At 70.6% G+C, this 13,721-nt stretch carries 3 protein-coding genes and 1 pseudogene; 3 read left to right on the top strand and 1 reads right to left on the bottom strand.

The features are described from left to right. Nucleotides 1-89 precede the first annotated feature (89 nt). Entirely contained in the window at nucleotides 90-962 is an 873-nt protein-coding gene (locus AB0915_RS17155; protein ID WP_366691861.1) for an undecaprenyl-diphosphate phosphatase, read from the top strand. A 541-nt stretch (nucleotides 963-1,503) separates the two neighbouring features. After that, nucleotides 1,504-1,617, top strand: a pseudogene (locus tag AB0915_RS17150) (SAM-dependent methyltransferase); the annotation flags it as partial. A gap of 96 nt (nucleotides 1,618-1,713) precedes the next feature. Here AB0915_RS17150 and AB0915_RS17145 read toward each other — a convergent pair. Further along, on the bottom strand, nucleotides 1,714-8,781 hold the full coding sequence (locus tag AB0915_RS17145; RefSeq protein WP_366691860.1) for a ricin-type beta-trefoil lectin domain protein: 7,068 nt from the start codon (nucleotides 8,779-8,781) through the stop codon (nucleotides 1,714-1,716). A 302-nt stretch (nucleotides 8,782-9,083) separates the two neighbouring features. On the opposite strand from AB0915_RS17145, the gene AB0915_RS17140 reads away from it, so the two are divergent. Next, a complete protein-coding gene (locus tag AB0915_RS17140; RefSeq protein ID WP_366691859.1) occupies nucleotides 9,084-13,430 on the top strand; it encodes a ricin-type beta-trefoil lectin domain protein in 4,347 nt (1,448 codons plus the stop codon). Nucleotides 13,431-13,721: the final 291 nt, after the last annotated feature.

The following is a 13,721-nucleotide window of genomic DNA, read 5'->3' as shown; positions in this document are numbered from 1 at the left end:
GTCCCTCATATGACCGCAATCCGCACGCTGTCGACGGCCCTGGAGGCCGTCGACCGATGCACGATCACTTCCGGGATGGCCAAAGCCCCATGAGCTGGTTCGAATCGTTCGTCCTGGGCCTCGTTCAGGGACTGACCGAGTTCCTGCCGATCTCCTCCAGCGCGCATCTGCGGCTCACCGCAGCGTTCGCCGGCTGGCAAGACCCGGGGGCGGCGTTCACGGCCATCACCCAGATCGGCACGGAGGCCGCAGTCCTCATCTACTTCCGGAAGGACATCGTCCGGATCGTCTCGGCCTGGTTCCGCTCGCTGACCAACCGGTCGATGCGCGGCGACCACGACGCGCAGATGGGCTGGCTCGTCATCGTCGGCTCCATCCCGATCGGCGTCCTCGGCGTGACCCTCAAGGACCAGGTCGAGGGCCCGTTCCGCGACCTGCGACTCATCGCCACCACCCTGATCGTGATGGGCATCGTCCTCGGCATCGCCGACCGCCTCGCCGCCCGCGACGAGATAGGTGGCAAGCACCGGGCGATCAGGGAGCGCAAGTCCCTCAAGGAACTCGGCGTCAAGGACGGCCTGATCTTCGGCTTCTGCCAGGCGATGGCCCTGATCCCCGGCGTCTCCCGCTCGGGCGCCACGATCAGCGGCGGTCTGCTGATGGGCTACACCCGCGAGGCCGCCGCCCGCTACTCGTTCCTGCTCGCGATCCCGGCGGTGCTCGCCTCGGGTGTCTTCGAGCTGAAGGACGCGGGCGGGGGGCATGTGTCGTGGGGGCCGACGATCTTCGCGACGTTCATCGCCTTCGGCGTCGGATACGCGGTCATCGCCTGGTTCATGAAGTTCATCACCACGAAGTCGTTCATGCCGTTCGTGATCTACCGGATCATCCTGGGCATCCTGCTGTTCGTCCTGGTCGGCGCAGGCGTCCTCAGCCCGCACGCGGGCGAGTCCGCCGGCTGACCAGACAGGTGAACCTAGCGCTGTCTAGCACTTTTAGCGCTTGCCTGCCTCCGCGAGCCATGATCATCTCCCACCTGGGAGACGGGAGACGCCCCGCGAGATGGTGAGCTTCCGCAAAGTGGAGAGTAGCCGGAAGGGCCCGCACAGCCTCAGCTGGGCGGGCCCTTCTGCGGGGCGACTGGATCGAGGTCGGCTCAGATCAAGACGGTCCAGGAGGCCCTGGAGGCGGTCGGCGAGCCGTCGTTCCGGACACGGGCCCGCCCGCGCCCCGGTTGTAGGCCCACGTCAGTGGGGCCGGGGGCAGAAGCTGGTCTGCCCCCTCGCGGGCCGGCCCGACGTGGTCGCGCGTGGGCGATTCGAGGCGCCGCATGCAATGGTCGCAAGCGTAGAACGGGGCATGCCCGAGGTGACGGTTCCGGACGTCGCCGATTCACATCGCCGCGAGGCCGTCGCCGTCACAGCGCCGGCGACGGCCGGTGATCCAGGCCGGGCGAAGCACATCGGCCCCGAGTTCCGCGGGCGTCGGCCCACTCACCGGCGTCACTGGGAGCTGCGGGCCACGTCCTCCCTGGTCACCGGTGTCGAGGAGGCGTTCATCGAGTCGTACAGGGACGGCTCGTTCCAGTACGTGCTGATCGCGGCCGACCGGGTCTGACCGCGTCTGACGGCGGCCGGGCGAAACGCCGGGCGGCGGGTGCCCTCACCGAAGTGGGGGCACCCGCCGCCCGGGTCGTGCTGGGAAGGTGCCGGATCAGCCGGTGGCGGACCGGACTTGTCCGGCGCCCGCCTGCTTCATCGCGGCGACGGTGTCCAGCACGCCCTGGTGGAACTGCTCCTGGGTCATGCTGGTGCCGTACTTCTTGAACATCTCGATGCCCTGGCGGACGCTGACGCGGTCACCGGTGTCGGTGTCGCCGACCAGGATCTTGGCGCCGGGGAACGCCGCGGTGGCGCCGTCCTCCAGATACTTCTGGTCAAAGCCCGCCGCCGCGCCCACGAAGCCGTAGTGCACGTTCGACCAGACGTCGTAGTAGTCCTCGTCGTCGGTGCCGGGGACCTTGAAGTAGAAGTCGGGCTCCGTGCGCAGGTGCATCATCGACTTGAGCTTCGGCTTGTGGTCCCAGTCGGCGCCCGCACGGACCTTGTCCACCCAGATGCCCGTGGCGATGATCCATCCGGTGCTGCCGCCCAGCGGATTGCCGCCGTCCTCGTGCAGGCCGTTGTACATCGACTTGAAGGCGCCGGACTTCAGGTTCCGCATGATCTCGGCGTACATGTACGCCTCCGCCGTCTGCCAGCGCTGCGCACCCAGCAGTCGCGCCGCGGCCCGCTCCCGGGCCACGCGCTCCGCCTTGCGGGCCGCGTTCCAGTCCTTCTTGGCCTGCGACATGTGCTCGTTGCCGGGGCTGCGCTCGCCCCGGGAGCGGTTCCAGTAGCCCGCCTTGTCGGCGTACTCCTCCAGCTCCTGGGCGTCCGCGGCACAGTAGTCCCACACGCAGTTGTTGGAGTAGTCACCAATGACACCGTCGGTGTCACCCGGCGCGCCCGCGCACTTGCCGTCGGGGCCGCCGCCCGGCGCGCCGTGGACGCACTGCCGGCCGTCCGGGTCGGAGTTGGTGACGGGGTTGTTGTCCGCGTACGCGTAGCCGTTCCAGCTTTGCGGGTCGGCGCTGTCGAACAGCGGGTCGGTGCTGACGAATCGGCCCGCGATGGGCAGGTATTGGCGGGCGCCGAGGTTGGTCAGGCCCGTCGTGGTGTCCTTGGTGCCGCCGACGAAGCCCTTGTCGCCGGCCCACGCCGACGGCTGGGTGCCGCGCGCGTTGCCGAAGGGGTCCGTGGCGCGCCGGGTGGCGGTCAGCGTCGACAGGTCGATGCTGAGGCCGTCGGTGCCGTGGTGGTCGGCGATCTGGACGACGAACGCTCCGGTGGCGGTGCCCGCGCCCGTACGGACGATGGTCATGCCGCCGGGGATCGGGTAGTAGCGGGTGCCGGTCTGCGTCTTGTTGGCGGAGGCGGTGTCCACGGTCAGCTCGTCGGTGCCGAGGCTGATCGTCGTCTTGCCCGGGGTGCGGCGGACCAGCTGGTTGCCGTCCGCGTCGTAGACGTAGGTCGTGGTGGTGTCGGGGACCGTCCACTTCTGTCCGGCGGGCACCGTGGTGGCGCAGTCGCCGAGGACGAGGTCCGTGCCGTCGGTGGTGACGTCGCCGGGGACGGCGAGGCAGCGGCCGGAGGTGGGGTTGTAGAAGGTGGTGTCAGGGCGTGCCGTCCAGGTCTGGGCGGCGGTGCCGTCACAGGGCTGGATCTGGACCGGCGAGCCGGCCACGGTTCCCATGGCCTGCAGGCACTTGTTGCCGGTGGAGAGCCGGTCGCCGGCGGTGGCGAACCGCTGGCCCGCGCCGGTGTCGCAGGTGTAGATCTGGACCGGGTTGCCGTTGCTGGTGCTGCCGCCCTGCATGTCCATGCACTTGCCGCCGATGCCCTTGATCTGGGTGGCGGTGGCGAGCGAGGCGAGCTTGCCCTCGCTGTTCCAGTTCAGGCTGCTGGTGCCGGCCTTGCCGGCGCGGAAGGACGTGGTGTTGCCGACCGCGTCGTACTGGAAGTTGTCGTTGTTGGTGGTCGTCGCGGTCTTGGCCGTCGACGTGAGCAGGGCGTGCGGACCGCCGGTGCCGCCGCCCGTGGTGGGCACGGTGGTCTTGGTGTTGACGGTGCCGGGGGCGTTGAACGTCTGAGTGGTCGTGACGTCCTTGGTGGTGTCACCGGCCGGGTCGTGGCTGACCTGCCTGGTGCGGTTGCCGGTCAGGTCGTAGCCGTAGTCCTGCCAGTACGGTGCCGGGCCGCCGATGGTGGCGGGGGTCGGCGTGGCGGTGGCGCAGCCGCCCTGGTCCTGGGTCTGTCCGGTCTTCGGAGCGGTCAGGCCGCCGGTGTCGGTCCAGGCGGTGGTGAGCCGGCCGAGCGCGTCGTAGGTGAAGCACTGGCGGTCGGTCTGGGACGGGGTGTTGTCGGCGATGCCGGTGATCGAGGTGATCTGGCCGGAGTCGTTGTAGGTGTAGCCGGTCTGCTGGACGGCGCCCGTGGTGGACGTCTGCTTGTCGATGAACTGCTGCTTGACCCGGCCGGTGGCCTGGTCGTAATCGGTGGTGGAGACGACCTGCGTGGCCCACGGGTTGACGGTTGAGCGGATCGGACGTCCGAAGGCGTCGTACTCCGTCTGCGTGTCGTACGTCGTGGCGCCCGCGTACTTGAACATCTGGCCGTAGTCGTTGTACGAGTACACGATGTCGTCCATCGGGACGCCGCCGAGCGCCGGGAGCACCGCCTCCTTGGGGCTGCCGGTGATCTTGTCGTACACCGTGCTGGTGGTGTACGAGAACGTGCCCGAGGTCAGTCCGGCGTCCGTGCCGGGAATCGTGATCGTCGATCCCGTGGCGCGGTAGCCGTCGTCGTACCCCTTGATCCTGGTGGTGTACGCCTGGCCGCCGGTGCCGCCGATGTACCGCGTCGACGAGGCGGGCTTGCCCTTGCCGGCCGTCGCGGTGTCGAAGGTCCATGCCGCGAGCTGCTTGTCGGTGGTCGTGGCGGTGCCGTCGAACATGCCGGCCTTCCGGCCGATCAGGTCGTAGGTGAAGGTGACCGTCTGGCTCTTGCCGTTGGTGGTGCTGCCGAGCCGTCCAGCGGTGTCCCACGTCTGCGTGGTCGTGCCGGTGTCAGGGTCGGTCGCGGTGATCTGGCGGCCGCGCTGGTCGTAGCCGTACGACCAGGTGTTGCCCACCGGGTCCTTACGGGTGAGCGGGTTGCCGTCCACCGTGTAGGTGTAGCGCGTGATGGTGGCGTCGGCCGACAGACCCGTCGCGGTGGGGGTGGTGTACTGCCACAGCTCCGAGGTGTGGCCGCGGCCGTCGGCGACGGTCGTGGTCGGAGCGGAGCCCTTGGGGGGCACGACGTCGGTCCGGTCGACGCCCTTGTAGTCGGTGGTGGTACGGGACTGCTCCACGCCCAGCGACCAGGAGGCGGTGACCACCGCGTGGCCCTGGCCGTCGTAGGTGGTGCGGGTCTGCGACGGGATGGTGCTCTCGGCCGAGGGCAGCAGCGTGCCGGTCGGGCCCGAGACGTCGTTGTACCAGGGCGCGTTGGCCGTTCGCGTGCGGCCCTGCGAGTCGAGCAGCGTGTCGGAGACCAGCCGGCCGGTGTAGGCGGGGTTGGCCGGTGACGTCTGCGTCTGCCGGGTCCGGGCGAAGCCGTCGAGGATGTCGACGCTCTTGACGTAGACCGGCGTCTCGCCGTCCTTCATCAGCTTGTTGGTGGTGGTCGTCGACGGGACGCCGCTCTGGTTGGAGACCCCGTACGCGAACGTCATGTTGGCGTTCGGGTTGGCCGCGGGGGTGCGGCCGGGCAGCCAGACGCCGGTGAGGCGGCCGAGCGCGTCGTACGTCTCCGTGGTCGTCTTGAGGTTCTGGTCCTTGACGGTCAGCGGCAGGTTGCGCCGGACGTCCATCGTGGTGACGCTGTCCCAGGTGCTCGTCGCGCCGGGCACCGGGGCGGCGACCGTCAGCGTGGACGGCAGCTCACCGGTCGCCGCGGGAGTGTAGGTCGTCGTGGTGACGGCCCCGACCGGGTGCTGAGTGTCCTTGCTGTTCGGGTCCTTGACCGAGACGGTCCGGCCGTAGGCGTCGTACGCGGTGATCGCCGTCGGCACGAAGAAGGGCGTGCCGTCCGTCTCGTACCGGTCCAGGATCTCCTGCTTCGTCGCGTCGCCGGTGGCGGCGGCCTGTCCGTTCGGCAGGTTGTCGTAGGAGGTACGGGTCCGGGCGACAGTGTTGGCAGCGGTCGCGCCAACGGTGCAGGCGTCCGTGCCGGAGACGACGAGCTTCTCCGACACCAGGCCGGTGACCTGCGGGTCGGGCCCGGCGGCGTAGCCGAGGCGCGAACACAGGTCCGGCAGGCCCTCGGCCTGCTCCAGGGTGGTCACGGCGCGGTTGTTGTGCGCGGGGTCGGTGGTCGTGGTGGTGACCGTGGACCGCCAGTTGCCGTCGGCCTTCTTGCCCTCGGCCGTGACGGTGGTCGTGGTGGCGTTGTACCGGGCGACGAGGTCCGGCAGGCCGGAGCCGCGCACGTGGGTCGCGGTCGTCACCTCGCCCGAGGCGCCGGTGACGCTGCGGCTGACGACGCTGCCGCCCGCCTGGTCGTACGTCTCGTTCTGAAGCGTCTGGCCACTGAGCCAGTCGTGGTCGGTGACGGACCGGCCGAGGGCGTCGGTGAGCTGGACGCTGCGGGTGGCGCCGTCCTTGCGGACGTCACCGTTCATGCCCTGCCGGTAGGTGGTGCGCACCTGCGACTTGGGGCCGTCGTTGCCGCTGCCGGTGGTGGCGGTCACGGTGGCGAAGCCGCGGAACTCGCCCCAGGTACGGGACTTGGCCTCGGTGAACTCGCTGTCGTCCCGGTGCCAGCCGGCCGGACCGTAGGCGTAGCCGGTGATCTTCTGCGGGGCATCGGTCGTGGTGTCGTTCTCGGTGAGCGAGGCGACGGTGAAGTGGTTGAACCAGTCGAGGACGGGATCCGAGCCGACGACCGAGCCGGGCGGGGTCCAGCGGACCGGATAGCAGGCCATGGTGTTGTCGTCCTCGGCGGGCGGCATCACATGATTGAGGCGCGAGCAGGCCGGCAGGTTGTAGTCCACGTTGAGGACACCGCCGGTCTCGTTCTTGATCTGCTGGATGCGCGGCCGGTCCATCAGCGGCGGCGCGGGGACGAGGTCGGTGCCGTCGACCCGGTTCGCGAGCATCACGGGGACGAAGGTCACCGCGGGCAGCGCGATCTCCGGGCTGCCGGTCTTGCCGGTGCGCTGGACCGAGTCGAGCCACAGGGCCTTCTGGCTGGTGGCGTCCTTCGGGTCGGGGAAGGAGTGCTTGAGGACGTAGGAGTCCACGTCCTGCCAGGCGTTGTTCACCCGGACCTGGGTCAGGACGGAGGCCAGCCGGCGGGTGGTGAAGAAGGTCGGCGCGAGGACGGTGCAGGTGCCGGAGCTCTTGCACTCCTGGTCGACCGGGACGTCGGGCCAGTTGTTCTTGTTCGCCTCGGTGCGCTGCGAGGGGTCGCAGACGGCCGTTTCGACGCAGCGCTCGGCGGTGCCGAGCGTCACCCGGACGGCGGGCTGGAGGCCGCCCTTGGCCGCGACCTGATCGGACAGGCGCTGGCCGTACGCGACCGAGGCCAGGGTGTTGGCGCGGGTGTACGCGGTGAGCGTGCCGGCGCCCGGGTTCTGGCCGCCGCCGCGCGAGTAGTAGTTGGTCTCGGGAGCCCACGTGTACGTCGTCAGGTTGCCGTGGGCGTCGACGACGTAGTCCAGCTGGAGGCGCTGCCACATCGTGCACCAGGAGGCGTTGCCCTTGGCCGCGTCGTAGCACGGGGCGCCGGATTTGGGGGAGTACACCGGCACGCCGGAGACGGAGTTTGTCGCCGGATCGCTCTTGTCGCCTCCGGGCAGGTGGTTGACGCCGAAGTAGTAGACGGTGCCGGCCGGGTCGGTGACCTTCGCGTAGGCGCCGTCCTGGACGCCGTTGGCGGCGCCGGAGCCGAACTCGATCTTCGTGCCGTCGTCGTTCTTCAGCCGCCACACACCGGTCGCCGCGTCCGTGCCGGCCGCGCCGGTGGCGACCCGGACGAGCGGCCCGGAGTGGCCGCCGAGCGAGAGGCTCGCGTTGAAACCGGCCCAGCACAGGTCACCGGAGCCGGTGATGCCCGCCTTGTCGCAGGGCTTGTAGGTGCGCTCGATGAAACCGGGGTTGAGGTCCCAGCCGTCGCCGATCCAGGACGCCTGGGCGTTGGTGGCGGAGGTGCGACCGTCCACGGAGGAGGAGTCGTAGCCCAGCGCGAGGGACGGCGCCTGGCCGCCGAGGGCCGGCGGCAGCTGGAACGGGTAACTGTAGGTCAGCGCGCCCGAGGAGCCGCCCGCGGCCCAGGCCGAGGACGGGTTCAGGCCGGAGGCCTTGTAGTCGCCGCCACCACCCGAGGAGCCGGTTTCCGCGGCGAGCAGCATCGGGGCGCTGCTCGGGGCGCTCGCGCCGCTCGCCGACGTGAGCAGCGGCGACCGGTCCGCGTCGCCGGTGACCCGGGCGGGCGCGGGCGCCACGGCCGGCACGGCGAGGTCGGCCGTCAGCCGCCCGGTGGCCTTGTCGTAGCGGGCGGCCAGCGGGGTGCGGACCCGGCAGGACGCCACCTCGGGGGTGGTCGCGGCACACGCGGGGAGCGCCACCAGGCGGCCGCGCGCGGCGAACTGACCGCCGGTGGCGCGCTGGAGCTCGGCCAGGTCGAGGCCGACCTTGACCGGAACCGTGCCATGCGCGTCCCGGCTGGTCGCGGCGTCGACCGCGGCGACCGAGAACAGCAGGCCGTGCACGCCGGCGGCGCGGGCCGCCTTGCTGTCGTTGCGTACGACGGTCACCGCGGGCAGTGGGGCCTTGGGGCCCTTCGTGGCAGGGCCCACCCACACGGGGAGCCGGCCGGCGCGGGCGGGGGCCGTCGTGGGCAGCGCGGTGCCGCTCAGCGCGGTGACGGCCGGCGCGGCCGGGGCCGCCGTGGCCCGCTTCGGCACGGCGTGGGGCGGGGCCACCGGGTCGCGCTTCTTGGCCCGGATCCCGGATATCGAGGCGGTGTGCGGCAGCGGTGTCTTCGGAGGCTGCCAGATTCTGTCGAAGTCCGGCTTCGCCGGAGCGGCCTGGGCCGCCGGCACTGCCAGAAGGGACGCCGTCAGGGCCACGATCAGCGGGACGGTCGCCCGTGTCCGTGAAAGTCGCCCGGTTCGGCGCATGCCAAAGCGCGGCATCGCTCATCCCCCTTTGAAATTCGAAAGTTGAACGCTGGAAGTAGTGAGGGCCGTTCGATCCGACTGATCGACGGCACAATCGGACGGGAAGGTAGCAGTCGCCACAACCGCCCGTATCCCATGAGGAGTTGAAATTCGGACGTGTTCTAGATCACGGCGTGCGCAATTCGTGAAGGCTGCGCACAAGATGGACACGGCCCGCGTGGCGGATCTTGATCGCCGACCATGCCCCTGCCAAAGTGCCCCCGATCTCTGCGCGCCACGCGCCGGCACCACGCACATGCATGGGGGAGCCAACAAGCATGTCCACTGCACCAAGACCCGCACTCCGGCGGCCGATATCGGCCGCGGCCGTCCTGGCGATGTCAGCCGCGCTGCTGGCCGCCGCGCCCTACTCGGCACAGGCCACGCCGTCGCCCCAGTCTGATCCGTCGGCCTCCCCGGCCGCTCCCGCCCCCTCCCGGGGCAGCACCGAGCGCCCGAAGCCGACGGCGGCCCGCACCGCCGCGGAGAAGGCGAAGCTGAAGGCCCAGACGACCGGCAAGGACGTCCAGGTTCCACAACTCACCGACGAGTTCAGCACCACCGTCGTCACACCCCAGGGCAAGCTGCGCACCGAGCGCAGCCTCGAAGCCCAGCGCATGAAGGGCAAGGACGGCGGCTGGGTCACCCTCGACGACACCCTGGTCACCCGCGCGGACGGCACCGTGGCCCCGAAGGCCGCCGACTCCGACCTCGTGCTCTCCGGCGGCGGCACCGGCCCGCTGGCCACCATGACCACCGAGGACGGCCAACAGCTGTCCGTCTCCTCGCCGTTCCCCGGCACGCTGCCCAAGCCGGTCCTCAGCGGCAACGGCGCCCTCTTCGAGAACGTGGCGCCCGACACCGACCTGAAGGTCACCGCCACCAAGTGGGGCGGCTACGGCACCGTCGTGATCCTGCGCAGCCCGGCCGCCGCTGCCAACCCGGCGGTACGGAACCTGGTGTTCCCCGCGGAAACCAAGGGCCTCACGCTCGCCAAGGACAAGGACGGCAACCTCACCGCCGGCGACGGCCGCGACACCGTCTTCCGCGCGCCCGCCCCGATCATGTGGTCCGCGAAGGAGGCCCGACGGCCGGGCGCACGCGGCGGCAGGTACGCCGACATGGACGCCTCCGCGCCCGCCGACAAGGCCAACGGCGCCATCGACGGACTGAGCAGCCCCGAAGGCCCCGGCGCCCGCGCCACCGTCGCCAAGATCCCTGTCACCCAGGCGAAGGCGACCGGCGCGGCCGGCAAGGGCCGCGGCGCCATCGCCCTGGCCCCCAGCATGGACCTGCTCGACGGCGCGGACACCAGCTACCCCGTCTACATCGACCCGGACTGGTCGCGCGACTCCCGCGGCAAGCAGCACCACGCCTGGGTCATGCAGGCATGGCCCGGCACCAGCAACTTCGACCGCTCCGGCTCCAACGACCGGGACCACCCCGGCTCGGGCTACCAGGGCTGGGAGTCCCCGTACGGCATCGAGCGCGCCCTGTTCGAGTTCGACATCAACGGGTACTACGGCTCGACCATCAACTACGCCAACCTGCGCGTCAACCAGTACATCTCCTCGGACTGGTCCTGCTCCACGACGTACCCCGTGAACGTCTACCGGGCCCGTGAGTTCGACGGCTCGGTGTCCTGGAACAACCACGAGGTCCGGGAGTGGCTGGACGGCAAGTGGGTGCCCGGCAACGGCACCAACTCCGCCTGCTACAACGACATCCCCGTCGACTTCAACGTCACCGGCGCCATGCGGGACGCGATCCGCGACACCAGCAAACCGCTCGCCTTCGTCCTGCGCGGCAACGAGGGCTCCGGCGACAAGATGGGCTTCAAGCGGTTCAACTACAACGCCACGCTCAGCACCGAGTACGACTTCCCGCCCAACACCCCGGACAACCTGCGCGCCAACCCGGTCCCGCGCCGCGTCGTCGCCGGCGACACCCAGGCGTGCGGCGGCGTTCCCGCGTCCTCGTACGGCTGGGTCACCGACACCCACACCGACCTGATCTCCAGGGTCAGCAGCCCCAACCAGGGCCAGCTCACCGAGTGGGTCGACGTCTGGGACGAGACCGCGGGCGCGACCGCGCACCAGGGCTGGTCCGGCTTCGTGTCGAACTGGTCGGAAGCCTCGTACTCCGTGCCGATCGGCACCCTGCAGAACGGCCACAACTACGCCTGGGCCACCCACGGCGACGACGGCCTGCTGCGCGGCCCGTCCAGCACCACCTGCCACTTCGCCGTCGACATGACCCCGCCGGTCATGGCCTTCGGTCAGTTCACCGACCCCAACACCCAGTACCCGCCGGCCGGCAACGGCCAGATCAGCAATCTGCGCCTCGGCGACACCGGCTCCATCCCGATCTCGGCGTCCGACCCGAGCCCCGGCGCGGGACTGCGCTCCTCGGGCCTGGCCTGCGTCCAGTGGGGCTTCGACCCGCAGCTGGCCGGCGCCCAGCAGACCTGCGGCAGCCCGCTCTCCGCGAGCAGCATCAGCGTCAAGCCCACCCACTGGGGCACCAACATCGTGTACGCGCGGGCGCTCGACGAGGCCGGCAACGCCTCCCAGACCCTGTCGTACGCCTTCTATGTGCCGTGGAAGGACGGCCCGGTGTCCTTCGGCGACACCACCGGTGACGCCCGGCCCGACATCCTGATCCCGGACAACAACGGCAACCTGGTCACCCACGGCCGGGCCACCGACGGCAGCAGCGCCAGCATGCTGCCCAGCGGCACCGCCGCGACCGCCCTCCAGGCGCCCGAGGTGCCCAGCGGCCGCACCTGGAAGGACTACCGGATCGCGCACCGCGGCTCGCTCGACCCGGGCCGCAACGTCGACGACCTGTTCGTCCACCGCGAGCCCGCCACGGTCGGCGCTCTCGGTGGGTCCGACCTGTTCGCCTACGACAACACGTTGTCCGACCCGGGCCGGTTCACCCTCGGCACCAAGCACACCGTCGACAAGCCGGACTGCGACCCGGCGTACGCGAGCTCCTGCGCCGGCTACCACAACGGCACGGGCTGGCAGTACTCCAGCCAGATCACCCCGACCGGCCCGGCCCGCACCACGCGCACGCCGAGCCGCAAGGTGTCCAACGCGACCGGTCTGCTCACCGTCGAGTCCGGCAACCTGTGGTTCTACCCGGTCAAGTCCAACCAGACGCTCGCCCCGCCGGCCCTCGTGTCCGGCAGCGGTGACTGGGACAACAAGGACCTGATGGTCCCGGGCAACACCCTGGACCTGTCCACCGCCACCACGGCAGACACCGCCCCGGCCCTGTGGGTGCGCAACCGCACCAGCGGCGACATCTTCCAGTACAAGCTCGCCACCGCCACCCGCACCGACGACCTCCTGGGGGTCACGTACACCGTGTTCACCGGGGTCACGGCGCAGCCCACGACCCGCATCGGCTGGGGTATCACCGGCTCCGGCTTCCCGCGCGTCGGCTCCGAGGGTGACGTCACCGACGACGGGGTGCCGGACTTCTGGGCCCTGGACAGCGCCGGCACGCTGCACGCCTGGGCGGCCACCACGACCTCCGGCGCCGTGACCGGCTTCGACGGTCACCACGTACGCGGCGACACCCAGGCGCCGACAGCGCAGTGGCGCCTGGAGGGCGACACCAAGGCGGTTCCCGCCGGCAACGACGGCACCGCGGCGAACATCAGCTATGCCAAGGACACCGTCGACGGCCGTTCGGTCGACGTCGCCGTCTTCAGCGACACCCTGAAGTCGACCGTCACCGCACCGGACAAGGTCGTCGACACCCGGCAGAGCTTCACGATCAGCACCTGGGCAAAGCTGGACAAGCCCGACGGTGTGATCGTCAGCCAGGACACGGGCCACGGCAGCGCGTTCATGCTGTGGGCGGACTCGGGCAACTGGCGCTTCGCCATCGCCCGCGGTGACGACGACGGCTGGCCGTACGACTTCAACGCCACGGTCAACACCGCCAACGCGTTCAAAGCCGGCGTCTGGACGCAGCTGACGGCGACGTACAACGCCACCACCGGAGCCATGAGCCTGTACGTCAACGGGCGTCTGGGCTCCAGCGGTTACCACACGGCGAGCACCAGCCCGGCGCCGAGCGGCAAGCTGGTCATGGGCCGCTACAAGTACCAGAGCCAGCCCAACAACTGGCTGGCCGGCCGGGTCAGCAACCTCGCCGTCCACCAGGGCTACACCCCGCAGGCCACCACGGCCGGCAGCCCGATCCGCTTCGCCGCCTCCCCGGACATCTGCGTGGACGCCCCGGGCAACAACAGCGGCAACGGCATGCGCCCCCAACTGTATGGCTGCAACGGCACCGACGCCCAGAAGCTCAGCGTCAACGCCAACGGCACCCTCACCCAGCAGGGCCAGTGCGTCGCCGTCAGCGGCAACCAGACCACGTCGGGCAGTGCCGTGATCTTCTGGCAGTGCCTGGGCGAGGGCGGTCAGCAGTGGCTGCCCCGCGCCGACGGCTCGGTCTACAACCCGCAGTCGGGCCGCTGCCTCGACGTGCCGTGGGCCAACCGCAACTGGGGCACCCCGTTCCAGCTGTTCGACTGCAACGGCACCCCGGCGCAGCAGTGGAACGTGCCCACGCTCTACACGCCCGTGCTGCCGGTCAACCCGTAGCACGCCGGCATGACCGCATAACCGCCTCACCGAGCGCCCCGTCCCCCACGGACGGGGCGCCACCCCACCAACGGCCAGTACCGCCCGCACGCCGCCGAGGCTCGCGTTGAGACCCGCCGGCCACGTCCGAAGGCCGCGAGGACTGCACGGATCTGTCCGTCCAGACCCGTGAGCAGCTGGACACCGTCGCCGCCGAATTGAACAGCAGAGCACGCGAGTCGCTGGGGGGGGGGATCCACCCCACCGCGCGACCAGCGGGACGGCCCCGGGGGGGGGGTAAAACCACCGCGC

It is taken from the genome of Streptomyces sp. NPDC048411 (assembly GCF_040704695.1).
Lineage (GTDB): Bacteria > Actinomycetota > Actinomycetes > Streptomycetales > Streptomycetaceae > Streptomyces.
This window is presented reverse-complemented; position numbering and strand designations above follow the sequence as displayed.

Excerpts from the sequence above, each read along its gene's own strand:
- AB0915_RS17155 (WP_366691861.1), top strand. The coding sequence starts at position 90 with ATGAGCTGGTTCGAATCGTTCGTCCTGGGCCTCGTTCAGGGACTGACC.
- AB0915_RS17145 (WP_366691860.1), bottom strand. The coding sequence starts at position 8,781 with ATGCCGCGCTTTGGCATGCGCCGAACCGGGCGACTTTCACGGACACGG.
- AB0915_RS17140 (WP_366691859.1), top strand. The coding sequence starts at position 9,084 with ATGTCCACTGCACCAAGACCCGCACTCCGGCGGCCGATATCGGCCGCG.